This window comes from Methanosarcina barkeri str. Wiesmoor, from assembly GCF_000969985.1.
GTDB lineage: Archaea > Halobacteriota > Methanosarcinia > Methanosarcinales > Methanosarcinaceae > Methanosarcina > Methanosarcina barkeri_B.
Window position 1 is genome coordinate 3107390 of the sequence record NZ_CP009526.1, and the last position, 25599, is coordinate 3132988.

General features: G+C 39.1%; 24 protein-coding genes. 12 read left to right on the top strand and 12 right to left on the bottom strand.

The genetic code is table 11. The features are described from left to right. Window positions 1-453: 453 nt before the first annotated feature. Window positions 454-804, bottom strand: a complete 351-nt coding sequence (locus MSBRW_RS12890) for a cupin domain-containing protein (protein ID WP_011307301.1) — start codon at window positions 802-804, stop codon at window positions 454-456. 273 nt (window positions 805-1077) lie between these two features. Here MSBRW_RS12890 and MSBRW_RS22400 point away from each other — a divergent pair, with 273 nt between their 5' ends. Further along, window positions 1078-1218 carry a hypothetical protein gene (locus MSBRW_RS22400; RefSeq protein ID WP_155396463.1) on the top strand — a complete coding sequence of 47 codons (141 nt, stop codon included), beginning with the start codon at window positions 1078-1080 and terminating at the stop codon, window positions 1216-1218. Window positions 1219-1785: 567 nt separating this feature from the next. On the opposite strand, the gene MSBRW_RS21355 is transcribed toward MSBRW_RS22400, so the two are convergent. The 7 genes from MSBRW_RS21355 to tsaA all read right to left on the bottom strand — a co-directional run bounded on the left by MSBRW_RS21355 (window position 1786) and on the right by tsaA (window position 7634). Beyond that, window positions 1786-2535 carry a class I SAM-dependent methyltransferase gene (locus MSBRW_RS21355; RefSeq protein ID WP_011307300.1) on the bottom strand — a complete coding sequence of 250 codons (750 nt, stop codon included), beginning with the start codon at window positions 2533-2535 and terminating at the stop codon, window positions 1786-1788. A 276-nt stretch (window positions 2536-2811) separates the two neighbouring features. After that, window positions 2812-3333, bottom strand: a complete 522-nt coding sequence (locus MSBRW_RS12905; RefSeq protein ID WP_011307299.1) for a GrpB family protein — start codon at window positions 3331-3333, stop codon at window positions 2812-2814. Between the two features lie 175 nt (window positions 3334-3508). Next, window positions 3509-4003, bottom strand: coding sequence for a GNAT family N-acetyltransferase (locus MSBRW_RS12910; RefSeq protein ID WP_011307298.1), 495 nt, complete (start codon window positions 4001-4003; stop codon window positions 3509-3511). A gap of 228 nt (window positions 4004-4231) precedes the next feature. After that, window positions 4232-4957 (bottom strand): class I SAM-dependent methyltransferase, encoded by a 726-nt coding sequence (locus tag MSBRW_RS12915; protein ID WP_011307297.1) that lies wholly within the window; start codon window positions 4955-4957, stop codon window positions 4232-4234. A gap of 78 nt (window positions 4958-5035) precedes the next feature. Next, the gene (locus MSBRW_RS12920; RefSeq protein WP_230669751.1) at window positions 5036-5677 is read right to left on the bottom strand and encodes an SAM-dependent methyltransferase; all 642 of its coding nucleotides are present in this window, start codon (window positions 5675-5677) and stop codon (window positions 5036-5038) included. 363 nt (window positions 5678-6040) lie between these two features. Beyond that, complete coding sequence (locus MSBRW_RS12925) at window positions 6041-6580, bottom strand: GyrI-like domain-containing protein (protein WP_011307295.1); 540 nt, start codon at window positions 6578-6580, stop codon at window positions 6041-6043. A gap of 88 nt (window positions 6581-6668) precedes the next feature. Further along, window positions 6669-7634: a tRNA (N6-threonylcarbamoyladenosine(37)-N6)-methyltransferase TrmO gene (gene tsaA, locus MSBRW_RS20385; RefSeq protein WP_011307294.1), complete on the bottom strand. Its 966-nt coding sequence runs from the start codon at window positions 7632-7634 to the stop codon at window positions 6669-6671. A gap of 302 nt (window positions 7635-7936) precedes the next feature. Between tsaA and MSBRW_RS12940 the strand changes: the two genes are divergently transcribed. Together MSBRW_RS12940 and MSBRW_RS22405 are read left to right on the top strand one after the other, a co-directional pair. Further along, window positions 7937-8320, top strand: coding sequence for an ArsR/SmtB family transcription factor (locus MSBRW_RS12940; protein ID WP_011307293.1), 384 nt, complete (start codon window positions 7937-7939; stop codon window positions 8318-8320). 348 nt (window positions 8321-8668) lie between these two features. Further along, window positions 8669-8848, top strand: coding sequence for a hypothetical protein (locus MSBRW_RS22405; RefSeq protein ID WP_155398274.1), 180 nt, complete (start codon window positions 8669-8671; stop codon window positions 8846-8848). Between the two features lie 813 nt (window positions 8849-9661). Here MSBRW_RS22405 and MSBRW_RS12945 read toward each other — a convergent pair. Beyond that, window positions 9662-9916 carry a PRC-barrel domain-containing protein gene (locus MSBRW_RS12945; protein ID WP_011307292.1) on the bottom strand — a complete coding sequence of 85 codons (255 nt, stop codon included), beginning with the start codon at window positions 9914-9916 and terminating at the stop codon, window positions 9662-9664. Window positions 9917-10112: 196 nt separating this feature from the next. Further along, window positions 10113-12440, bottom strand: a complete 2328-nt coding sequence (locus MSBRW_RS12950; protein WP_011307291.1) for a CDC48 family AAA ATPase — start codon at window positions 12438-12440, stop codon at window positions 10113-10115. Between the two features lie 716 nt (window positions 12441-13156). Between MSBRW_RS12950 and MSBRW_RS12955 the strand changes: the two genes are divergently transcribed. After that, window positions 13157-13924 carry an NAD+ synthase gene (locus MSBRW_RS12955; protein ID WP_048103327.1) on the top strand — a complete coding sequence of 256 codons (768 nt, stop codon included), beginning with the start codon at window positions 13157-13159 and terminating at the stop codon, window positions 13922-13924. Window positions 13925-14234: 310 nt separating this feature from the next. On the opposite strand, the gene MSBRW_RS12960 is transcribed toward MSBRW_RS12955, so the two are convergent. After that, window positions 14235-15521, bottom strand: coding sequence for a tRNA(Ile)(2)-agmatinylcytidine synthase (locus MSBRW_RS12960; RefSeq protein ID WP_011307289.1), 1287 nt, complete (start codon window positions 15519-15521; stop codon window positions 14235-14237). A gap of 150 nt (window positions 15522-15671) precedes the next feature. Between MSBRW_RS12960 and MSBRW_RS12965 the strand changes: the two genes are divergently transcribed. The 7 genes from MSBRW_RS12965 to MSBRW_RS12995 all read left to right on the top strand — a co-directional run bounded on the left by MSBRW_RS12965 (window position 15672) and on the right by MSBRW_RS12995 (window position 24144). Further along, window positions 15672-16655 carry a transcriptional regulator gene (locus MSBRW_RS12965; protein ID WP_011307288.1) on the top strand — a complete coding sequence of 328 codons (984 nt, stop codon included), beginning with the start codon at window positions 15672-15674 and terminating at the stop codon, window positions 16653-16655. A gap of 201 nt (window positions 16656-16856) precedes the next feature. After that, complete coding sequence (gene purN / locus MSBRW_RS12970; RefSeq protein WP_011307287.1) at window positions 16857-17465, top strand: phosphoribosylglycinamide formyltransferase; 609 nt, start codon at window positions 16857-16859, stop codon at window positions 17463-17465. Between the two features lie 412 nt (window positions 17466-17877). Beyond that, window positions 17878-19116 carry a bifunctional serine hydroxymethyltransferase/L-allo-threonine aldolase gene (gene glyA, locus MSBRW_RS12975; RefSeq protein WP_011307286.1) on the top strand — a complete coding sequence of 413 codons (1239 nt, stop codon included), beginning with the start codon at window positions 17878-17880 and terminating at the stop codon, window positions 19114-19116. 24 nt (window positions 19117-19140) lie between these two features. After that, window positions 19141-20004: a bifunctional methylenetetrahydrofolate dehydrogenase/methenyltetrahydrofolate cyclohydrolase FolD gene (gene folD / locus MSBRW_RS12980; RefSeq protein WP_011307285.1), complete on the top strand. Its 864-nt coding sequence runs from the start codon at window positions 19141-19143 to the stop codon at window positions 20002-20004. A gap of 1152 nt (window positions 20005-21156) precedes the next feature. Next, entirely contained in the window at window positions 21157-22383 is a 1227-nt protein-coding gene (gene folP / locus MSBRW_RS12985; RefSeq protein ID WP_011307284.1) for a dihydropteroate synthase, read from the top strand. Window positions 22384-22385: 2 nt separating this feature from the next. Then, a complete protein-coding gene (locus MSBRW_RS12990; protein WP_011307283.1) occupies window positions 22386-23000 on the top strand; it encodes a methylenetetrahydrofolate reductase C-terminal domain-containing protein in 615 nt (204 codons plus the stop codon). A 265-nt stretch (window positions 23001-23265) separates the two neighbouring features. Further along, window positions 23266-24144 (top strand): methylenetetrahydrofolate reductase, encoded by an 879-nt coding sequence (locus MSBRW_RS12995; RefSeq protein WP_011307282.1) that lies wholly within the window; start codon window positions 23266-23268, stop codon window positions 24142-24144. Window positions 24145-24162: 18 nt separating this feature from the next. Here MSBRW_RS12995 and MSBRW_RS13000 read toward each other — a convergent pair whose 3' ends face one another. Beyond that, the gene (locus MSBRW_RS13000; RefSeq protein ID WP_155398275.1) at window positions 24163-24336 is read right to left on the bottom strand and encodes a hypothetical protein; all 174 of its coding nucleotides are present in this window, start codon (window positions 24334-24336) and stop codon (window positions 24163-24165) included. 87 nt (window positions 24337-24423) lie between these two features. Between MSBRW_RS13000 and cofE the strand changes: the two genes are divergently transcribed. Continuing rightward, the gene (cofE, locus tag MSBRW_RS13005) at window positions 24424-25233 is read left to right on the top strand and encodes a coenzyme F420-0:L-glutamate ligase (RefSeq protein ID WP_011307281.1); all 810 of its coding nucleotides are present in this window, start codon (window positions 24424-24426) and stop codon (window positions 25231-25233) included. Window positions 25234-25599 lie beyond the last annotated feature (366 nt).

Consider the following 25599-nt stretch of genomic DNA (forward strand, 5'->3'; position numbering starts at 1 on the left):
AAAAAATGTGAACTAATTTTTGCTCCAAAGCTATTTGCTCCAAAATAGACGGAATTATAACAACTGAAGAAGAACTAGAAGGCTTACTATATCATAAAAGCAATTCTTCATGACAGCCTAGATCTAAAAAGAGTTGCTATTAGAGACAAGAAGTCTTATTGCGGGGTATTGTTGGATGACAACAACAGAAAGCCAATTTGTCGTATGTATTTCAACACTAAACAAAAATATTTAGGTTTGTTTAATGAAAATAAGGATGAAGAAAAAGTTCCGATCGAATTTCTGGATTGTATATACAACTACGCAGATAAACTGAAAAGTACAGTTAACAGTTATGACAATGAAAACAAAATTCGAAGGTGTAAATTAAGTTTTCAAATATTTTCATTTTTTAAATAAAGATTATGAAATGAAAAAAGAAATCCTATCGAAAATTATAGATTGAAAGTTCCCTTACTCTTCATCTCTCTTAATCCGTTTTCCCCCAAACGCATGAATAGTTCTAGTTCCTGCAATACATTTTCCCCACTGTTCTGTCCCTTTCGGAATGAATAATTCGTCCCCGGGATTAAGAACAAATTCCTCGTCATTCAATATTGCCGTATACTGGCCACTAACACAAACCATGTACTCATCAAACTCATGAATATGTTTCTTCGAAACCCTGTCCGAATAACAGGTCCAGAATGCCATCTGGCTGCCGTCTGCACCTTCGTAAAAATAGCCGTCGATGTCCTTAGTATTTTGCTCTTTACTGCTGATATGGTTACTTTTACTTTTCATAAAGTCCGGAAATTCTTTCACGCCTGAAACCACCCAGTATTTAAGTTATCTGCATAATATTATATCAATACATGAATTGTAATGTCAAATCAAAAAATAACTCACAGAGAACTTGTATTCCTGATTCGTAAGCTTAGACAACATAAAGCAGAAATTACAAAAATATCATAATGTTTTATACTATTGATTTACTATTTAATATAAGCGCAGGTTTGTATTAGCAAAAAATTCAGTATAATAATTATTTCAGTATATTTTATTACTTTAATAGACATAAACTATTGAGGTGAAAACATGCCAGCAAGAAAGGTAAAGAATGATAATAAAGAAAGAGAATTAATAAAAAAACTGGAATCAATAGAAGAAATGAAAAAAGATACCGTAGAACAAATAAACATAGAAGAGGAACCCGATGAAAGTAAAAGGCCTAAATAAACAGTATGTTACAAACAAAGGATCCAATTCAAATATTCCATAAGTTTAATTCATCTACATTTATAGATCTTGTAAATAGAACCAACACGAAGAAAAATAAATAAAGTATCCTCTTCAAATTTTATGGGTAAAAGTAAATTTCATGTATTTACTGAGAATTTAAGAATTTAACCAGGTTTGAGAACCAACCTCAAGCGATGTATTCAGCTTGAAAACAGTATCATAAAATTGCCATAAATTTCTCGAATTGGAAAATTCTCCATTGAATTTGAAGAGGATACTAAAATAAAGTAGAATAAACTTTTTTTGATATTGCCGTATACTGGCCACTAACACAAACCATGTACTCGCCAAATTCATGAGTATGTTTCCTGGAAATCCAGTCCAAATAACAGTTCAGAAAGCCATCTGGCTGCCGTCTGAACCTTCGTAAAAATAGCTGTCAATGTCCTCAGTATTTTGCTCTTCACTGCTAAGTGGTTACTTTTACTTTTCATAAAGTCCAAAAAATTCTGTATATTTGAGCCCTCTCTGCAATTTGCCGTCAGATGAAGCGGTAATTAACAACTACCAGTTTTTAAATGGCTTTTTTAACCACAAAAATGTCTCTCCGTGGCTGTACTCAATTTTAACCTGTTTACTGTAATCATTTCTTAAATCAGCGAGACCGCATTCATGGTCATCGTTACTTATCAAATGAAACATGGAATACCCTTTGTTTTCTACTAGCATTAAAAAATTCTTAGAGATTGAGTGCTTGTGATTTGCATCTGTAGTCTCTATCTTTGAAAATACAAAACCATTGTTAGTGGCACTTTCTACAATTTCAGGAATATCCGGGTATCTCTTTTTTTCCACTTTTACGGTTGCTGGAAAATATTTTGCCCAGAACCTCGATTCTATTTGTTTATGGGATTCGGTAACAATACAGAGAGAGCCGCCCTGTTTAAGTACTCTATTTAACTCTTTAAACATTACATTAATATTCGGTATATGGTGTATTACGTCAGTCATATATATAAAATCGAAAAAGTTATCCATAAAAGGTATTTTTTCATGATTGCCTTTTTCGAAAATGACATCTGTATTTTTGTCAATGGCTTTTTGCCTCATCTTGTCAGCCGGTTCAACCCCGTACACATTAGCATTTGTTATCCGTTTCAGAGCACAGGTGAAGTTGCCAGTTCCGCACCCAAAATCAAGTATATTTGTTTCTTCAGAAAAAGATAGATTTTCCAAAAATCGATTTATCGTATCCACGTTCTCTTTTCTTGTTAGATCATACTTTTTTGCCAGTTCATTATAATCAATTTCCACAAACAGTCCCCTCCAGTAGTAAAGGAGATGAGCCTCAAATTCAAAATTATTTCCTTTTTATCTGACATTCTTAATGATCAATTAAGTTTCTGATCAGTTTCTGCTCAGTTTCTGATCACAAACACAATCCTGAAATATTCTTAACGACTCTAATGATTAGGGCAGGAAGGTTTTAGAGTCAACTCTATAAAAAATATTAAATACAGAATTGATATCAAATGTAGAATTAATGTGGAGACAATCAATTAACTTACAATTTCCAAAAAACTGATATAATTATTTTTTTATATTTTTTAGAATGCTTTGTACAAACTCGTGTTTTGAATTTATATAAGCCGTAATATCAGTTCTGAACTGTTTAGCTAATCTCACTTTGAGTTCCCCATAAACTTTCACAGCTTCCGGATGAGTCCTTAAATAGTCACGAAAAACAATATGCTCAAGATAACCCTTTCCATCCTTTGGACATACGTAAAGGTTGTAAGGCATAAAATCGTCTATAAAAGTTCTTTTAAAAACCTCTCTGCCTTCGACGCCCAGATTTCCTTCGTGTTCAAATCCGATTTTTGAAAGCCTGTCTTTTACATCCGGAAAAACATCGTATGAATCAATGACTACGTCAATATCGATAATAGGTTTTGAAGCAAGACCTTCAACCGCTGTGCTTCCTACATGCTCAACACCAGTTATAAGGTCACCAGCACAATCAACAATCATTGCTTTTATTTTCAAAAACTCGTTTTTCCACTCAGGTTCGTATGGTACAACTCTTACGATACCTTTCATTTTTACATCCATCTCATTCTCCTGAAAAATGTATGAAATATTGGAAAAAATTGCATGAATGCCTGAATACGTGATGGATTTATTCTTGCAGAATCAGAAACAGCATAGATATAGCAGCTTTAAATTACGTATAATTCACACTTTGTTGAATATTCATTAGAACTATAACTAACACAACAAATGATGATTATTTCATCTGTTTCTCCAGGATATAAGTGCCATTATATTTGTCTCTGGGATTTTCAATTTTTACAACTTTAAATCCACATTTATTTACGTAAAAATTATGGTTTCTTCTGGAAAATCCAGGCGTGTCTGTGTACCATTTTACAGTACCAGGATATTTTGATTCTATGAATCTCCAAATTATCAACCCTAATCCTTTATCCTGGAATTCAGGATCAAGAAAAATATTCCCTAAAAAGTTTACATTATTTTCCTTTATCCAGACTATTACAGCACCGATTGGTTTGCCGTCTTTAGAAACCTTATATGCTTGAGACGCGGGATGCAGAGCATATTTGCGTAGAAAATCTCCGTTATCATAGCCATCAGGGCCCCCAGTTGGCTGATTTAAATGCCTTTGAGTATCCTCATCAAATGCTCTTTTCATTATGGATGTAAGGACATCAACATCTTTTTCTTTAAATATGTTAAATTGAAGACCACCATATACTTCCACTCAACTCACACTCCTGTAAGTAAATAAAATTCATGTTTTTTTCACTAATTGCAGAATATCACTTATCGTCTTCAATTCTCTAATCTTTGTAAATTACGCTGAAGAAGCAAGTATTATTAGGTCTGTTGTGCCAAGCTAGTATTAGGTCTGTTGTGCCAAGCTAGTATTAGGTCTGTTGTGCCAAGACATTACACCGAAAACGTCATTATACGCGTGATAGCGTGTTTTTTAAACCATCTGTGCCATAATTACTACAAATGAAGGAATTCTACAATGATACTCTTGTTCCGGATACAATTCTATTAATTCTCTTGGAGGAACCGGTTCTCTAAGTGAACTCACATACATTCCTGCTTTTTCAACTGCTTCCATATATCTTGATAAAGGCCTATGATAATGTAGTGTCTTGCCCCAGAAATTTAATTCTTCTACCCTTTCCTCTAAATAATTCCCAATTTTTTTATATGTTTTTATGTTGTTTTCGTTTTCCTCCCAGTCACTTAAAAAGAAGCATGGATGTGTTATTGAGAAAATAAAAGTCCCAGGCTTTTTCAGTACCCGAGCTATTTCAAAAATAAGTAATTCAATCTCAGGAATATCCATTAGCAACATATTCGCCACAACAATGTCAAAGAACTTATCTTCAAAAGTTAACTCTCTTGTCAAATCCATATTATAATATTGAAGATTATCATGGACATGCTTGTGTTTTGCTATACTTAACATGGCTTCAGAACTGTCTACAGCTGTAACTAACGCTCCTTTTTGTGCAAGTTCTAACGAAAAAAAACCATCACCACATCCTGCATCGAGAACACATTTTCCTTTTACATTTCCTAATAACTCATTGACAGCAGCCAGGTATATCTGAGAATGAAAATTTCTTCCCCGATTATTTTCCTCACTATAAGTTTCAGCAACAACATCCCAGTGGTTTATATTGTCTGTTCTCATAAATCAGCAGATCCTTTCAAATGAGATTTATTCAGCTAACCGAAGACACTAATATTCCGCACCTTAACAAACTCTAATTTACAATTTTGTAGCCACGATTGAAACCAGATTAAAGTAATTTCCACCCTCAGCTTCCATCATTACAATATCCCTGCGAGCGTATTCATTGTCGCACGAAAGCCAGTCCTGCCACGCCTCTTCCAAACACTTTAACTCTTTGCACTCCTTAATACTTACTGAATCACAGGTTTTCCAGAGATTATACCACCAGTCGCAAGAATGGAAACTGTTCATCTCATCAAACCAGTACGGCTGTAACTCCAATGGCACTCCGTTCGTGAACTCTTCCTTCAATCCCGGAACTGTGACTCCTATTTGTCCTTCTTTTTTTACAAGAGGAACAAGATACTTTGCCAAATAGTCTTTTTCAACTCCAAAATAGTTATAGGCATCAACACGTATCGCAAGGTCAAAAAACTCATCTTCAAACGGTAAATCGTGGGCTTCTGCATGGATTGGAATTATCTTATCTTCCAGTCCCGTCGACTTGATTCTTTCATAATTCTCGGTTGCACTGATCCAGAGGTCAGTTGCAAAAACTGTAACTTCATACTCGTTTGCCAGGAAAATCGAAGTTAGTCCTTTCCCACAGCCAAGATCAAGCACTCGCATACCTTTTTCAAGTTTTAAAGACTCTGACAATTCCTCAATGATTTTCATCGAGTTTGGGCCCATCATGTTTTCTTTAAGAAAATCAGCATCATAATTAAGGCTTTTTTAAGCACTTATTTGATCACCTTTTATTTGTTTATTTATTCAATAATTTATATACATTTTATACAGGTAACTGTAAAATTGTGAATATAGTAACTGTCACAAAATAGATTATGCAGATTAATTATAAAGTTAATTTTTCAATTGATGATAAAGATCTTGAAAAATCAAGACATTCAATCGAAACCTGTACATAATTTGTTCTGTGACTATTCCTTAGACTAAAAAGAAAATTACAAGCTTTTTTTACAAAAAAATATAAAAATATAAATATAAAAATAATGAAGAACTAGCAAGAATATTGAAAAATTAGTCATTTTTTAATTTTAGTGGAATATAATACTCAACTTCTGAGTTTTCGTTATCCAGTCCAAAGTAACGGTTTTTATGATAAGCTAATATCAAATAGGGATAAGCTTCTTCGTATTCAGAACTAGGCAGCCACTTTTTCCAGATGAATTCTCCTCCTCTGAACATTTCTCTTCCCTTGAAGGTAAATACTGCATATTTAGTGGAGGGAAAAATCTTGCAAAACATCTCTAGGGGCATTTCACCGGTTTCTCTAACTTCAAGGCCTATGTATACGTAGAATTTTCCAGTTTCATCATAGTCATCTGGTTGAATATGTGCCTCATAAGTGACTTCGCTTACCGTATTTTTCTCAAGCTTTTCATCATATTTTTCATAAAGGTTATAAAAACGCTTCCAGAGCAACCCTATTTCATTTTCTACGTTCCATTCTTCTTTTGAATGAAATGGATTACCATAATAAACACATCCCATTAATTTCAAGTGTTTTTCATCAATGATTTCTATTTTCAGGGGTTTTGGAAAGTTATTGGTAGCCATATGGGTTCTTCCGAAAAAAGAAATAAAAAATGTACTTCTCGATAGTACACTTTAAGTTAACCCCCTATTAACTACTTGCTTTTTATCCTTATTGGCCATACGCCCACTCTGGCCAGAGGAAAGAAAGCCACCTGGGGATTTCTGGTTTTTCTACTCTGTCAAATGAGGGGAAATAAGCCTTTAAATCTATAATAGGAGTTCCATCACAAGCATCAAGATTGGATACATGTACGACCCCCTCTTTTTCATTAACATCTTCTATTCTGCAGGTTGTTATTGATATGGGGTTTGGACGGTATTCTGCACGAGTCGCAAATATCCCTGTCAGCCTATCCAGTGAATATGGAGGATAGACCTGAAGCACATTCCGATGTTCACTATTGTCAATCATATTTGCCCACCAGAGCACGATTACGTGACTGAAACTATTTAATTCTTTTAAGCCGGGAATGTATTTGTCAATAATTTCAAGGGATGTCTTCACGCCATCTTTCCTTACATATCCAATTGGCGAAATCTTAATGGGATTTTCTTGTTTTGTGAGCTCTTCAGGTTGTCCTCTTAAATTTGAATCACTGCTTGAACCTTCATAAGTTTCTAAATTTATAACAGGAAATACAACCTCTGTCAGGAGCTCGTTATCAGGCACTTCCCTCGGAGTGTTAATGTAAGCCTCTCGTGGAGCTCCTATCATCTCATAACCGCTTTCAATAATGTGCTGCATCATCTCAGCGTATAATGAACCTATTTCTGCATAGGGACCTTTGTGGATAGCTGATAAAATTTTGTGTTTTGGCATAATTTTTATTTTTACTCTCTCATCGCCGTTTGTATCTCCCTGAAAGGGTATCCCAATCTCGTATTGCATTTTTTCTGGCGGTACTTCTGTTGGGCTGGTATAATATACCGCAAAAGGAGGTTGAGTAATTTTGAGTCTTTTTTGTTTGATCCATCCTGCTAATTCTCCTATTATTTCTTCCATCTCCTCTACCAGACCTTCATGAGAAATGCTAGCTACCTGATGTTCTTCCACGATTTTTAATTTGATTTCCATGTTAAATTCTCCTTTAACTTTTTACTTACGCAATTGAACTGAAAACCAGTGAGATAAAAACTGAAAACTGTTTAAAATATGTATCAATTTATTGTTTATTGTGTTTGAGTTGTGTTTGAGTTGTATTTGATGCGTAAGCAGCATAATTGACTGTAGATAGAAATTGGATTTCATATTATTAAAAATTCACTCTTTAGTGGAATATTAGTCCATAGTTTTATGAACAAATATTTTGAGAATGGGATATTTCGAGATAGTAATTGTAGAAAAGATATTTATTTAATTAAAAAAACAACTTAGTTATGGATAAAAAAAGCGATTTAGATCTATCTCAAGAGTTTTTAATGAATTCCTCAGAGGATATCGTTTCTATTTTAAAAACAATCGCTCATATTAACCGATTCAGGATTCTAATCCTTCTTTTAAACGGACCTTTGACATTTCAGACGTTGCTTGAAAAGATAGATCTCAAAAAATCGGCGCTAGCCAATCATTTAACTGAATTAAAAGATAGCAATCTTGTGGAAAAAACACACCACGGCACTTATGAAATAAGTGAAAATGGGAAAAATTACATCAAATCAATTGAAAAAATTTATATAGAGAGTAAAGTTATTGAAAAAAAAGTATGGGAAGCAAAACAAAGAGAACAGCTTTCGAAATCCTTTTTGGAACGTAAACAGTAATTCAAGAAAATAAAACTTGGTAAAATTGGTTTATAATAAGTTTTATAAGTTTTTTTTGAATCCTACTTTCCGCACTATTTTTTCACGCATAATATTTTTCGTATTCTTCTCCCATCAATCTCAGTACTTTAATTGCTTCCTCATCTAGATTTAATACTGACCTTCCGCAAATGCCCATTCAATTTTCATAATTTTTCTTGCTATCGTTTTTTCTGAAAATTGCCCTACTTATTCAAGCATGTGTTTTTGAAGTATTTTACACTTTCCAATTTTGTGCCTTCATTGAAAGCTTCTAACCTCTATTTCTGGAAGTTTAAGTTGAGATAATAATTGCAAAGAAGATAATAATTGCAAAGCATTGAGCAAATTCCCAAAAACGATAACAAGAAAAACGTTAGTTTTTCAAGACATCTGCGGAAGATCGGGTCAATCAAATGGAATATCAAGTTCGTCAAATACGCAAGTAATAAGACCATAATGAACGAGATGAGTTGTGGAGTCAGAGCTGGGAGAGAGTTCACAAGGTAAAGGAGAGGAGATTTATAAAAAATAATAGGAGGATTCAAAAATAGAAAATGCGGAAATTTTGCTGCGGAAAGTAGAATATATTCAATTCTTGGATATATTTTTTGAATGCACATTCAAGCCCAATCATGGCGTTAATCATTTCCTTTTTTGTTTTTGTGCCTTTCATAGAAAATTATAAAAATTGTTAATCCGACAACAGTAACAATCCCATTTTTTATTCCATATGTTATGTCACTATGCATATATCCCGTAATAATACTTGATGCAAGAAAAAAAATAGTCAATCGCGAAATATAATATAACTTCTTATTTTCATTTATATATTCATCAATTTTGTTCAGTGATCATCACTTCCCATTATAGATTATGCAATATTAAAGAATGCCCTTATACAGGATTAAATTATTTTTGCCTCAGATGAAATTTCAAAACGAATTCAGAACCAGGAATTCCAGCATTTACTTTTAGAACTTGAATCTGTATAGTCATTGTGAGATTGTCATTCTTATCATATGTGTCGTATTTTAGAAGTATCCATTATTTCTTGGTCAACCCAAATTTTTCCATTTTTTTCTTTGCTGAAAGTAAAATTGTGGTTAAAACTGTGATTAGAAAAACCCCTTCGGGTTGAAAAATTGAGATTAAAATAAAATTCCTTTAACAAAAGCAGATTTTAACGAAATCAAGTTTCAATGAAAGCAAGTTTTAATGAAAACAGGCGGAACTAAAAGAAGAGTTCCTCTGTTAAAAGAAAAATAAGAAAACAAATTTAATGTTCTAAAGGAAAGGGAATTTTCGTCCCTTCCCTCCTATTTAGTTTATCTTTGCTTTCATTTTATCTATAATTATATAGTCCTTAATGGCACTTACAGAATCGAAAGGAACGAGAATAAAATTATCTGCTTTCCTGTACCTGGAAGTATCTAAATTGATATTAGGGGCAACCACCATGTCAATAATGTTTCCCCCTTTAATCTCGACTACAACGTTACTCAACGTTCCTATCTCTGTTCCGTCTGTAGCCATGACCTGCTTGTTAAAGAGGTTCTTTGCAAATTCCTTCGACATTTTTATCGTATCTCCGTGGGCAGTATATTATCGGTTTGGGTAAAGCTGGATTTTCACTTTAAATATTTTATTCCATTTGAAACCAGGATCTTTAAAGCTTTTTCCTTTTAAAACTAATCTTCTAAAGAGTTACTGGATTAAATTCTTACCTGTAATTTTTACCAGTAACCCTTAAATGTAATTCTAACCTGCAGTTTTACCTGTAACCGATGTAGCCAGCTGTTTCTGTGAGTCTCTGACCTCCCTTGAACTGTGCCTCGATTTTTTCGTAGAACTGAGCGATATTCTCCGTAATTGTGGGTTTTACCTTCTTCAGCGCTTCTCTGAAGTGTCTCATTTCTACATATTCTGTATCGAAGTTTTCCCTCAGGGCAATCATTACGGCTTCCCTGCAAACGGATTCGATATCGGCTCCCACGTAACCCTCAGTTTCATCGGCAAGAGTTTCAAGGTTTACATTTTCAGCAAGGGGTGTATCTTTTGTATGGATCCTGAAGATCTTGAGCCTTCCTTTCCTATCAGGAGAACCAATATAAACCAGCCTGTCAAAACGTCCTGGACGCAGGATCGCAGGGTCCAGAAGGTTAGGGCGATTGGTTGCAGCAATCACTACCACATCCCTAAGGGACTCAAGCCCATCCATCTCGGTAAGGAGCTGGTTAAGCACCCTCTCTGAAGTGTGACTGTCAGTAGATTCCATCCCTGGCATAGAAGCAATCGAATCGATTTCGTCAAAGAAAATCACACAGGGAGCAACCTGTCGGGCTTTCCTGAAGGTCTCTCTGATAGCTTTTTCCGATTCTCCAAGCCACTTTGAGAAAATCTCAGGCCCTTTGACGCTTATAAAGTTCGCATTTGACTCTTTGGCAACAGCCTTTGCTATCAGAGTCTTTCCGGTTCCTGGCGGGCCGTAAAGCAGGATTCCTCTTGGAGCTTTTATGCCCATGTGAGAGAACTTTTCTGGATTTTTAATGGGCCATTCCACAGCCTCAGTAATGGACTGCTTTGCTTCATCGAGCCCTCCAACATCATTCCAGCTAACTGTGGGCATTTCCACATAAATTTCTCTTAGAGCCGAAGGTTCGGCCTCCATCAAGGCATCTTCAAAGTTCCTCTTGGTTACAACGATTTTTTCCAGCCTCTCAGGTGGAATTGCTTCCTTTTCAAGGTCAAGGTCAGGAAGATTTTCCCTGAGGCACCGCATGGCAGCTTCCTGTACAAGAGCCAGCAGATCTGCGCCTACAAATCCCTGGGTTCTTTCAGCCAGATACATCAGATATTTATCTGCCTTTTCTTTTCTTTCCCTCTCCAGGGCAGCCTCATCAGCTTCGGTTTCGACTTTTCCGATCTCCTCGGTTTCCTCATCTCTTTCTATAGGCATACCCCTGGTATGAATCTGCAAGATTTCATACCTATCCTTGGTATCAGGCACACCAATATGGATTTCTCTGTCAAAGCGGCCTGGTCTCCTGAGTGCAGGGTCAATCGCATCTACACGGTTTGTGGCTCCTATAACCACGACCTGACCTCTTTCTACCATTCCGTCAAGTAGAGTAAGGAGCTGGGCGACCACACGCCTTTCCACTTCCCCTGTTACATTCTCTCTTTTTGGAGCAATTGAATCAATTTCGTCAATAAAAATGACAGATGGAGCATCCTGAGTCGCTTCTTCGAAGATTTTCCTTAGCCTTTCTTCACTTTCTCCATAGAATTTTCCTACAATTTCAGGGCCGGCAATGTAATGGAAACTTGCCCCGGATTCGTTGGCTACGGCTTTTGCAATCAGGGTTTTTCCGGTTCCGGGTGGGCCATAGAGAATGACTCCTTTAGGAGGCTCAATATTCAGGTGACCGAAAAGTTCAGGATGCTTCATAGGCAACTCTATCATTTCCCGGACGCGCATTATCTCAGCCCCTAAGCCTCCTATGTCTTCGTAGGTGGTTACGCCTCGGGTTGCTTTTTCGTAGCCCTGTACCGGCTTCTTGCGAAGTTCGATAAGTGTTTCTTCCGTAACAAGGACAATTGTGTTTGAAGGCTCAGTTTCAACAGCAACCAGAGGGATTACCTGGCTTGTAGTAAGAGATTCTGTCATTGGCTGAGACATCGAATTTATTATAGGAATAATGTCCCCCCTGAAAACCGGCCTTTTGAGAATATGTCGTTTTATGATTTCATTTGCATGTTCCCCAAACTGAAGTTCAGGTCCCCCCTGCATCATGCTTTCTGGAAGTGCCAGAACAAGCTTTTTTGCTTCTGGAGCTTCAACTTTTTTGATGGTTACCTTCTCTCCTATGGAAACGCCTGCATTTTGCCGGATGAAGTTATCAATTCTCACGAGTCCCTGGTCCCAGTCCTGCCTGTCAGCTCTCCATACTTTTGCCGTGGTCTTTTTCTTACCTCTTATTTCCACGATGTCGCCTGGCGAGAGCTGAAGCTTCAGCAAAGTTGTAGGGTCAAGTCGGATAATTCCTCTTCCAAGGTCGATAGGATATGCTTTTTCAACCTTCAACTGTATTTCTTCCATAGATCATCCCGAAAATAGTTGTCTTTTTGATTAGAACTTGTATTTGAATAATTGAATAAAATAAACGGACACCGGGTTTCCCGAGTTATTCAGACTGCATATTATGGAGTTACCCGTTTTGTATATTAGATGTCTTTTTATTTCAATGCCGTTGATCAGGTAGATTTTTACCCCGGAGGGTTTGTAATATAATATTTACGCCTTGAATTTTCTGTCCAGTCTTCCTATCCAGAGAAACCCCCTTTATAGCCTGTAACCCTATCCGAATAATAATTTGTCGGTTAGAGGCGCATTTGATAACCAGTTATTGGTTAGAGGTACGTTTGATAATTAATTATTGTTAGAGGTACGTTTGATAATCAGTTATTGGTTAGAGGTACGTTTGATAATTAATTATTGTTAGAGGTACGTTTGATAATCAGTTATTGGTTAGAGGCGCATTTGATAATCAGTAATTTATATTATATTACCAGGCATATATTACTCCTATACCTTCCATTTATTAAATAAGTTTACCATAAGTCCATTTTTCCTCTGAGGTTTTATATATCTGGAACTTCTGTGTATAAAATAATTTAATCATCAAAATAGTCATTTAAATCTGAATAGTGATTTAAACCCTATGTCTTTCGAATCTACTACCTCAGGATCTTGAATTCTCAGGATCTTAAGGCTATTTAAATTATATGCCTGATGAGTACCAAGGAATTGACAGCATGAACCTTGAAATCGCGCAGAACAGGATTATTGATTTTATCCGGAATGAAACCCGCAAAGCAGGTGTAAACGGAGCTGTTGTAGGCATTAGTGGGGGAATAGACTCAGCCCTTGCCGCAACGCTTACCGTAAAAGCTCTGGGGAAAGATAAAGTACTTGGAATCCATATGCCAGAATCCGGCCTTACCCCTTCTGAAGACAGCAAAGATGCAAAAACTCTTGCAGACTGGCTGGGAATTGAGTTTCAGACTATTGACATTTCAGGAATTATCTCGGCTTTCGTGGCTTCAGTCCCTGAGAGTGAATCTACAGATCGTCTCTCCATGGGCAACCTGAAAGCAAGAATCAGGATGTCTCTCCTTTACTTCCATGCAAACCGGATGAACCGTATGGTCATAGGAACCGGCAATAAAACCGAGATCTTGCTTGGCTACTTCACGAAATATGGAGATGGAGGCGTTGATCTCGAACCCATAGGCAGACTTTACAAAACCGAGGTATGGGAGCTTTCTCGTAGGCTAGGAGTTCCTGACGCTCTTATCACGAAAAAACCCTCAGCAGGTCTCTGGGCAGGCCAGACCGATGAAGCCGAACTTGGAATCTCTTACTTAAAAGTAGATGAAGTACTCAAAAAACTTGAGCAGAACGAAGATTCTGAGACTATTCTGAACACTCTCGGGATTTCTGCAGAACAGCTGAAGTCGGTCATGAACCGTATAGAGAAAAGTGAGCATAAAAGAAATGCTCCTCCGGTGCCGCCCAACTAAGTTAGCCTAATCCCCTTCCGACTCCCACGACCCTATTTAAAAAACTGCTTACCTGCAAGCCTTTTCAAAAAAAGCTTGATCAAAAACCTTTTCAAAAAAGGCTTAAGCGCAAACTTTTTCAAAAAAAATTTGATCAAAAACCTTTTCAAAAAAGACTTGACCGTAAACCTTTTCAAAAAAAGCTTGACCGAAAACGTCATTGTCGGCGTGATCAAACGGTGCGCGTTTGTGGTCAAGCAGGCTGATTACTAAATAGGTAGCTTTTCTGTGGTTCTTAATTATTGAAAGGGATTTTTTCTCCCTATTTTTCTTAGCGGGCAGGGTGGATCTCTATATCAGATTTCTGTTCCCTTACAAGAGGTTTTGCAAGATGCCGACGGGCGCAGGGCGGGACTTCATATAATCCCTCTGTAAGATTTCTTTTTGTTTCACACAGGATTTTTGAGGTAGCTTGAGTTCCGCATTTTTTACAACGGAAACCCTGGTTTTGGCCTGATGATTTCATATGTTTTCCGCAGGTCGGACATACCGGGTTTTCTTCCCTATAAAGAGGAACGAGATTTTTTATCTCTATTTTTTCGATGTTGAGAGTTCTGGAATTTACACTTCCAGATACTACAATTCTATCTCCGGGCCTGAGTCTCCTTATAAGCAGCCGGAAGTTCTTTGTGGGTTCGAAGGCTGCGCAGTCAATTTCGTTTTCCTCTTTATCCTGGATGGGAAAAATAACGTGTCCTCCGTGAAGAGTTTTTGGAATTGCCGAGACCGTGCCTTCAAGCGTGTAAGAGTGCATATCCCTTATTTCTGCAATACTTTCTGCGGAAATCAGGTGCATATCAGTACCCTGATTTGTTCTGTATATGGCAAAACGTTCTACAGGCTCAGCCCTGATCAGGGATACGGCTTTTGTAACTACAGCTGGATTTTTCCCTCTGATCCCGAAGAGCACGGGATCTGCCGAGTGGGGTACACAGACAACAAGTCTGTTTTTAAGGTCCACGGTGTCCCAGGTATCAGGATACGTCTTCTTATCAGCCTCAAAGAAACTTTCCTTTTCGATCTTGCGTGGGGTTCCCCAGTTTTCCTTTTGCCTGTATGCCAGGTACTCGAAAGTGTAATCCCATTCATTGAGATTAAGCATAGCCCCACATGCTGCAAGGGCGCCTATCAGTCCCCTTCCGTTTTTGAAGCCCTTTGAAGGAACCCCGGATTCCGAGATAAGGCTTTTTGCCTCCTCTATTTCGATCACGTCCTTCACGGCTTTCTCCAGAAAGTTCCTGAGGACGGGTTTGAGCTTTCCGTAAGCTTTTTCCGGGATAAAAACCGTGCCAGGGTTAGTTTTTTCGCATTCCATACGTGCAAATTCTTCTATTCTGGACACAACATGAGCAATTACTTTTTCAGGGCAGTTAGTCTTGAGTTTCAGTGCTACTGCAGCATTTCCTCTTGTTTTGTAGGGGATAGTCGGATTCAGGCGTATAAGGAGTGGACGAGTCTCTACAGTTCCGTAGGCTTGAAGTTCGTCCAGCAGCAGAGCCCCTAGATATGTTGTGCACATTCCTTCGTTTGAGTCGGTATCATCAATTCCGATAATCATTTTTTCGGTTCCAGTTTTTGCCTTTTAATTTCCCAGATATGCTTCGGACAATTACAGTTTTCGTTACTCACCGACGTTTTTTTCTACTGTGAGGATTGTCAAAAGTAAAGAAAAATATATATAGATGTTCAAACAGAGATTGATACTGGAATGACAAAAGAGGTTCTCATACATCAAATTATCGATGTATTAGCACGTGCGGGTTTTGCACTCTCCGATCGCTGTAATATTCGTCCGAGGAGCTTTGACGTTGCCGCACGGAAAGATGAAACACTATTACTGTGCAAGGTTTTATTTAATATTGACGGCTTGAACGAAGAAACTGCCAGGGAGATGAAGTACCTTGCCGAATACCTTGGAGGCTCTGCTATTGTTGTGGGGGCAAAGACCAGAGACCAGATGCTTGAAGACAGCGTTGTGTATATGCGTTATGATATCCTCGCCCTGAATGTACAGACTCTTTACGACTACTTTATTGAAAATGTTCCTCCTCTTGTTTCAGCAGCTCCGGGCGGATTATATGTCTCCATAGAAGGAGATATCCTTAAAAAAGCCAGGATGGGTCAGTCTATGTCTCTTGGGACTCTTGCCTCCATGGTAGGTGTTTCAAGGAGAACTATCAGCAAGTACGAAGAAGAAGGCATGGACGCATCGATAGATGTCGTACTCCAGCTGGAGGATATCTTTGGGGTCGAGCTTGCAAAGCCCATAAATATCCTGAAATCCTGTGGGAGCAGGAAGCCCCGAAAGAAAGCAGAATCCAGAACTGAAACCCAGGAAAAACCCTATACGCTTTTACCGGAAGATTTGATCCTTAACACAATCTCCATGCTTGGATATGACGTCCTTCCTACTACACAGGCTCCTTTCAAGGCCATTTCACGGGACAAATCCTCAGTTATCCTTACAGGAGTCAGCGAATTCAATACGACTGTGGTCAAAAGGGCTCATTTAATGAGCAGTATTTCCTGCGTCACTGAGACCCAATCCGTGTTTATCATTAACGGGCACTCAAAAATAAAATCCGTAGAAAACACGGTTATGATCGAGAAAAAGGAACTTGACAAAATAAGCGATTCTCAGGAACTCCTTAACTTTATAGAGGAGCGTAGAGAAACTCATGATGAAAAGTAAAAGCCAAGTTTCCACTACCCTCGCCCCACAACCCTTTTTAAAAAACTACTTGACTGCAAGCCTTTTCAAAAAGGGCTTGACCGAAAATCCCAGCAACATTTGAATTTGAGGTTCTTATCCCCAAACCCTATCGGCGTGATCAACCGGCGCAACGGTTGTTCCAAAACCCTAATATAGCACTGTTTCAATCTAAAAGCTTCGATGACTGTAAAAATTGCAGTGCTGGTTTCTGGAAGGGGTTCGAATCTCCAGGCGATTATGGACAGCATTGAAAAGGGTTACATAAAGAATGCTACAATTAATGTGGTTATTTCCAACAAGGCAAATGCATACGCGCTCGAACGTGCAAGAAATCACGGAATAGACGCGGTTTTCCTTGATCCGGGCGAGTATGGCCGGGATGAATACGATAAAGCTATCCTGAATGTCTTGAGCCAGTATGATACGGACCTTCTTTTGCTTGCAGGCTACTTCCGGATTTTAGGAAATGAGATTATTAAAGCCTACAGGAACAGGATTATGAACATCCATCCTTCTCTTCTTCCGGCCTTCAAAGGACTTCACGCTCAGAAGCAGGCTTTCGAATACGGGGTAAAAGTTGCAGGTTGTACAGTACATTTTGTTGATGAAGGGCTGGACTCAGGGCCAATAATCATCCAAAAATGCGTGCCTGTGCTCGCTGGGGACACGGAAGAAACCCTTACTGCCAGAATTCTGGAGCAGGAACACATTATCTACCCTGAAGCAGTCAGGCTTTTTACCGAGGGCAAACTTAAAATTGAGGGTAGAAATGTAGTAACCGGGATTTGAGTAAACGCTTAAGATCATGTAAAACCGGAATAGATTTTACTGATTAATAACTTCTTTAATCCCTGATAGTTATAAATATTCCAAACTTATAGGTATTCCACGAAACGATATAGGCCACAAGGGCTTGTCAGGTTTCGAAATTTCCTATCTTCAAGATACTCAGGAGCTTTTTGCCGAAAGTTTTGAAACTCCAGAATGAAAAACCCCATCAGGAAGGTTATAGAGCCTGTTCGATTACACTCCTCATTACTTAGTGATTCTATCGCTGAACGCCGACCTCTTGAGTAACTTTCCAATCTGGAAGGCAGTTCCTGTATACATGCACATGTTAACATTAATCAACCCATCAATCCAAGCTATAAAGACTCTTGATTTTAAAAAATTTTAAAGGAATAGGTTACAGGTGACAGTAATGTCTTACATTGAAAAAACTGATCCGGAATTGTTCGAGGCTATAAAAAAAGAAGCCGAGCGCCAGGAATATAAACTGAACCTTATCGCATCTGAAAATTATGCGAGTAAAGCCGTAATGGAAGCTCAGGGATCGATTCTGACCAATAAATATGCCGAAGGATATTCCGGCAAGCGGTACTATGGTGGCTGCGACTTCGTGGACATTGCCGAGGATCTCGCGATTGCCAGGGCAAAGAAAATCTTTAACGCAGGCTACGTCAACGTCCAGCCTCACTCTGGTTCTGGGGCTAATATGGCTGTCTATTTCTCGGTTTTGAAGCCAGGAGACACCATCATGTCCATGGATCTCTCTCACGGCGGTCATCTTTCTCACGGCAGCCCTGTGAGTTTTTCCGGAAAGCTCTTTAATATTGTGCCTTACGGGGTCAGTAAAAAGACTGAGATGCTGGACTATTCCGAACTTATGAAAAAAGCAAAGGAAAACAAACCGCAAATGATTGTTTGTGGAGCTTCAGCTTATCCTCGTGAAATCGATTTCAAGCAATTCCGCGAAATTGCTGATGAGGTAGGAGCCTATCTGCTTGCAGACATTGCCCACATTGCAGGTCTTGTAGTTGCAGGTGTGCACCCGAGTCCAGTACCTTATGCGGACTTCGTTACCAGCACAACCCACAAAACTCTCCGAGGCCCAAGAGGCGGAATTATTATCTCCAAGACAGAAGAACTTGCGACCAGAATTAACAAAGCGGTTTTCCCCGGCCTTCAGGGTGGGCCTCTCATGCACATTATAGCCGGAAAGGCAGTAGCCTTTAAAGAAGCCATGAGTGAAAAGTTCAAACAGGATCAGGTTCAGACCGTAAAGAACGCAAAAACTCTCTGCAAATGCCTGAAAGAGAAAGGTTTTGATATGGTATCTGGCGACACGGATAATCATCTTATGCTTGTCAATCTCAACAATATGAATATAACAGGCAAGGATGCAGAAGCCGCCCTGAGCAAAGCCGGGATTATTGCAAACAAAAACACGGTGCCTTTTGAGACACGCAGTCCATTTATCACAAGCGGTGTAAGGCTCGGAACCCCTGCCTGTACCACGAGGGGTATGAAGGAAACAGAAATGGAATTAATTGCCGACTATATTGAGACCGCAATCACAAACTCAGAAAACGATAAGATCCTGTCGGAAACAAGTGACAAGGTCAGAGAACTCTGTTCAAGGTTCCCTGTTTATTGTTAATTAGAGAAGTGGGATGTTTTACCAATGTTAGATGAAGGGTATGAATCACGAATTATAGATGGGAAAGTTCTTGCAAAGAAAATTGAAGATGAAGTGAGGTCTGGAGTTGAAGCCCTTGTAAGTGGCCGGGGAATTACGCCTGGACTTGCTACTGTCCTTGTTGGCGACGACCCTGCTTCCAAAATGTATGTCCGCCTGAAGCACAGAGCCTGTGAACGTGTGGGCATTCAGGCAGAAGACCACTTTCTTCCGGCAGAAACCAGTCAGGAGGAACTTATCTCCCTGATCAATACCCTTAACAAAGACCAGAATGTGCATGGAATTCTGCTTCAGCTCCCGCTTCCGAAACATCTCTTCCCTCAGGAAGCAATGGAAGCAATAGCTCCTGAGAAAGATGCGGATGGCTTTCACCCCTACAATATGGGAAAGCTAATGATCGGTGATGAAGGGCTTGTTCCATGTACTCCACATGGAGTTATCCGGGCGCTTGAAGAATATAATGTGCCTGTAAAAGGCAAAAACGTGGTTATTGTCGGGCATAGCAATGTTGTCGGAAAACCATTGGCAGCAATGTTCCTTAACCGGAATGCAACAGTCTCGGTTTGTCATGTATTTACAGATGACCTTAAGAAATACACTCTTGACGCAGATATTCTGGTGGTTGCAACTGGAGTCAAACACCTTATCAAAGCTGACATGGTAAAGGAAGGCGCAGTAATCTTTGACGTGGGTATTACCAAGGAAAAAGATGGCGTATACGGAGATGTAGACTTCGAAAACGTGATCAAAAAAGCAGCCCTAATCACTCCTGTTCCTGGCGGCGTAGGCCCTCTGACAGTTGCCATGCTTATGAAGCACGTACTTGGATGTGCAGAAACGAATTATTGAAACTTCTTTAGTAAGGCCTTTTTATCAGGCCTTTTAATCTTTTTTGAGATCTTTGTTTTTGATGGCACTTTTGTTTTCTGGCACTGTTTCTAGTGCATCGATTCTCAAATAAATACAATAATAAGATAGAATTTACGCACTTGAAGAACAAAATCAATTACGTCAAAAATTGTGGATTAAAGCCACATTTCAGACAGTTAAAATATTGTTGATTTTTCAGTTCAACTGCGTAAGTCCTATAAGAAAATAATTACAGCATATGACGCAAATATTATTTTAAAGTCACATCGAATTCTGTAACCGGAAAACACAGCTATTCGCAGAGTGATTCAATCTGGATATTGCAACCACGGAAACTACGGAAAGCATGGAAGAACCGCGACTTTAATACTTATTTCCGTGTCTTTCGTGTCTTCCGTGCTTTCCGTGGTTTTCAAAAAATTCATTTTTGATATACTTTGGAATCAATGCATTCGGTTTGGTAAAAATCATTTACTCTAGGATAAGAAAAGTTGTATTCCCAATTGTGCCATATCAGGAAAATCAACCTTATTTTCTCTAGTTTGCCAGTTTACAATACAAGTAGTTGTTTTTAAAGACAATATCTTAATTAACGTACAATTCGCTTTCCTAATTGTATCAGATCAATTCTACACATCAATATTTTTATGTATTATTGAAGCTTATAATATTGCGATAACGTTTACTGCAACTAATATTTGAAATAATTATTGAGTTTAAATTTATAATTTCATAATTATATAGTGCTCGGTCGGCAAAATGAGGCCTACAGCAAGGCTTGAAACCTGCTTTAACGCATCTTAAACATGCCTTAAGCATTATACATGATAAAGTCAGTTTTATATGTATTAATTAATATATGATTATAGTAATTATTTATCCAATCCTGATAATAATCGATAAATAAACTCCCCCCATCTGGAAGCCTCTGCGGACGGAATAGAAAGATTTTTTACGGAATGTAGTAAAAACGAAATAAACTATATTTTCGCGATTTAAAGGCATATCGTTGGAATCTCCGATAGCGAGAAAGCTCTGTAAAGCGGCTTCCCTAAGTACCTGTTTACCGATGTCTATTAAGCGTCAGCTAGCGTTATTTAAATTGAAACTTATAGAGTCTGGTTGTCAAAAATGGTTGTTGATACTGAAATTTGCGGTATAAAAATAGGAGATCGATACCCTGCGCATGTAATGGGTATTATTAACTTTAGTCCTGAGTCTTTTTACGGAAATTCGGTCGTAAGTCCGGATTCTGCGCTTGAGACAGCTCAAAAAATGGTTGAGGAAGGAGCAACCTTTCTGGATTTTGGAGCCCGTTCAACCTGGTTACATGCCAAGCCCATTAGCAGGAAACAGGAACTTGAACGTATTTTGCCAGTGCTTGAAGCACTGGAAGGCAATGTGGATGCTGTGATTTCCGTGGATACAATGTTTTCTGAAATCGCAGAAGAAGCTCTCAAAATGGGAGCTGATATCATAAATGATGTTTCCGGTTTTACAGCAGATCCCAGAATGATTGAAGTAGTGGCAGATTACGGATGTCCTGCTGTTGTCATGGCCTCAAATAAAGTACCAGGTGATCCTCTTGGGATGGACGCCATTATCGAATCTCTTGATTCTATCATACAGGCCGCTGAAGCAGGTGGCATAAATCCAGAAAAACTCATACTTGACCCTGCATCCGGCAGGTGGATCGAAGAAAAACTTCCCATCTATGACTTTGAAACCCTTGACGATTTTGAACGCCTTAAAATTTTTGAAAAGCCTTTGTTAGCAGCTCTCTCAAGAAAATCTTTCATAGGAGATGTACTCGGAAAACCTGCAACTGAAAGGCTTTATGGCAGCCTGGCTGCAGCAGCTATTGCAGTCTACAAAGGTGCCCATATTATCCGTACGCATGATGTACCTGAGACCGCTGATGTTGTAAAGCTTTCAGGAGCTATAAGGAGTAGGCCAAGTATAGTAAAAGAGGGCAGGTATGAGGTCTCTGTGGTCGAGGTAAAGACACCACAGGATGCAGCAATTGCAATGCGGAAACTTGGGGTTACTACGACAGGCTCAAAGGTAATGCAGAATAAAAGTATCCATCTTATGCTGAAAATTCGTAATCTTACGACCACAGAAGCTTTGATAGTAAAACAGGAAATACTTGCCCGAGGAGGGGATGCAGCCCTGACAAGAAATGCAGTTTCTCACGAAACGGAGATGACTGATGTGCTTGTAATGGGCACTCTGCTTCAGCTTGGACGTCTTGCCAGGAAACTTGAAGGACAGGCGCGTTCCCTTCCACTTATTGCCGAAATGATCCGCGAATGTATTGCAGAGCGTAGCGATCTGGAATATCGATATTTGAGGTAGTTATGATTATAACTTCAGCAAAACCCCTTGAGGAAATCCTGAACTTGTTACAGGACGAAGATGACATATTTATTATCGGATGCAATGTCTGCGCTGCAAAACTGAAGACCGGTGGAGAACCCGAAGTGCTTGAGATGATCAGACAGCTTGAGAAAAACGGAAAGCATATAGTAGGTTGGGCTCTCCCCACAGCAGCCTGCAGTGTCCGGTCTTTTGACTCCCTGGTTCAAAAGAATGAAAAAATAACTGAGGCACGCTGTATTCTGGTTATGGGCTGCGGTAGTGGAGTTTCAACAGTTGCCAGTGTAACGGAAGTTCCTGTGTTCGGCTCAAATGATACGCTTTCTCTGGGAGGTTCAAGCGAAGGCAAGCTGCTTTTAGACCAGTGTAAAATGTGTGGAAAATGCACAATTGGTGAATTCGGAGGAATCTGTCCCAAATCACGGTGCCCAAAAGGACTTCTAAACGGGCCCTGTGGGGGAGCTATTGACGGGATGTGTGAAGTCAACAGAGAGAACGATTGTGTATGGACTTTGATTTATAATAGGTTGAAAAAAATCAATAGACTTGATCTCCTTTACACAGTTCATGCCCCTCAGGAGCATAGAGTTGACTAAACTCATTTACAGTTTTTATTTAATTTCATAATCAGGTTTTATTCCAGCGCTTAAAATGCATACATTTGTGCATTAATGCATGTCTGCAATAACCCACTGAACTGCAATAACCCACTGAACTGCAATAACCTCACTGAACTGCAAATCTCACTGGACTGCAAAAACGGGATGATGCAGCATTAGAAGTTTTTGAAATTATATTAACCGACTAATGCACTATCCAGGAGCATGGTTTTAAATAATTTCATCCCTAATATTCTACTCAATGCTCTTTAATTTTCGTGAAAAACTGAATTCCAGCAAATTTCTGGTTACTGCTGAAGTCTCCCCCCCTAAGGGCACAAAATTCTCAGTTTCCCTCGAAGATGTTCGCCAGCTCAAAGGCATTGCAGATGCTATAAACGTTACGGACAACCAGTGCTCAATTATGCACATGAGCTCCCTGGCTTTTAGCAAACTTCTGCTTGATGCGGGGCACGAGCCTATTATGCAGCTTACCTGCCGGGACAGAAACAGGATAGGACTTCAGTCCGATCTTCTTGGAGCGTATGCTCTAGGTATCCGGAACATCTGTGTGATGACAGGAGATTTTCCTTCGTGTGGAGATCACCCAGGTTCAAAACCTGTATATGATCTTGATTCCGTACAGCTCCTGCAACTTGTCCGGAAACTTGACTCAGGCATTAATTTTACAGGAAACAGGCTGGACGGAGGGACCTCTTTCTGTGCAGGTGCGGTTTCTGGCATAGACCCCGAAAAACCTTTGCAACTCATAAAACTTGAAAAGAAAGTCAGGTGCGGAGCTGACTTTATCCAGACTCAGGCGGTCTATGATGTGGGCATGTTTGAAGAATTTATGGAAGCTATAAGCCACATTGAAGTGCCTGTAATTGCAGGCCTGATTCCTCTAAAATCTTTAGGCATGGCTGAATTCATGAACAGGAATATTTCGGGGGTTCATGTACCTGAAGAAATCATGCTTCGTATAAAAGATGCACCTGATCCTGTCGAAGAAGGTCTTTCAATAGCTTCAGAGACTATAAAGGAGATTACGAAACTCTCAAGAGGGGTCCATATTATGCCTGTAGGCTCTCATAAAAATACCGCAAGACTGCTTTCTATGGCAGGAATTTCCGGGAAATAATTTTCGTATAAGTAAAAATCACTCTCTATTCCGGAAGACTCTTTTTTCCTCTTTTTCAGCGGTAAGGTTTTTTACTTCCGGTATTCTCCTACTCCGTTTTTTATTTTCATCGAGCACTTTATCTAGATATCTTCTCACATCTTTTGTATATCTTCTCATATATTTTTGGGAGCCATCGGATACATTTATCAATATCTTCCAGTATTTTACGATTTGATTTCGCATTTATTTTAGATTCAGCAAACCAATCCAATCACTAACTTATAAAGGCAGCAGAGTATGAGTTCAGAAAACACTTCCATCCAGATATTTGGGATTAAGACCCCTATTATAAAGGAAGGGGATGATATCGTACAGATTCTAGATAAGGCTCTGGAGGAAGCAGGGCTTGTCCCTATTGATGGGGATATTTTCGTACTTGCAGAATCTGCAGTTGGCACTGCGGAAAGAAGAGTCGTCAAGCTTGCAAGCGTGACTCCCGGTGAAAGGGCAAAGATGCTTGGGGAACAGTATGGGATTGACCCCAGGGAAATGGAACTCGTGCTTCAGGAATGCGATGAGATTTTTGGAGGCGTGCCCGGAGCTGCTCTTACAATTACAAAAGGTGTCCTGGCTCCAAATGCAGGGATCGACGCTTCAAATGTCCCTGAAGGCTATGTAATCCTGCTTCCGGAAGACCCGCGAAAAAGTTCCGAGATTATCCGGTACAGGCTTGAGCAACGTTACTCATGCAGGCTAGGGGTAATTATAGGAGACAGCAGGACCCAGCCTCTCAGGCTTGGTTGCTCGGGAATTGCGCTTGGAGTATCAGGCTTTGTACCTGTGGAAGATGCGCGTGGAACTGACGATATCTACGGGAAACCTCTCCGTATTACATACAAAGCTGTAGCAGATAACCTTGTCTCGGCTGCCGAACTCCTTATGGGAGAAGCCGGGGAAAGAGTGCCATGTGTGCTTATCCGTGGTGCTCCTGTAAGCATGATAAATGAGTCGCCTGATATGCCAACGATCTCAATGGAAGGCTGTATGTATTTCGGCAACATAATCAAAGGTCGGCCTGAGAATAAAAACTGCAAGAGAGATGTATAATTTCTAAAAGGATTCCCTGATAAAAGCGAATTTTTCTTTCTAGTTACTCTTCAATAAACTGAAAATTTTTTAGAGTTAGCTAGTCTTCTTGCAGGAATTATCACACTAATAAACTTAATAAATAGAATGCAAAGTCCAGATCTCATTCCTTTAGGAACTTCCGTTGGAGAGCCTGCAATAGTTATCTAATATATTAAAAAGTATATTCCAAGAAAGGAAAAATAAATAGTCATCAGTTCAAGAAAAGATGAGTTTCGGTGACTTATCTGTCGCGCTATGAAAAGATGGCTATTATGCTTTTTCCTTTCATACTGAATAATTATTTCACAATCAGCGTTATTGTTGACATCTACAGTCACGGTCACT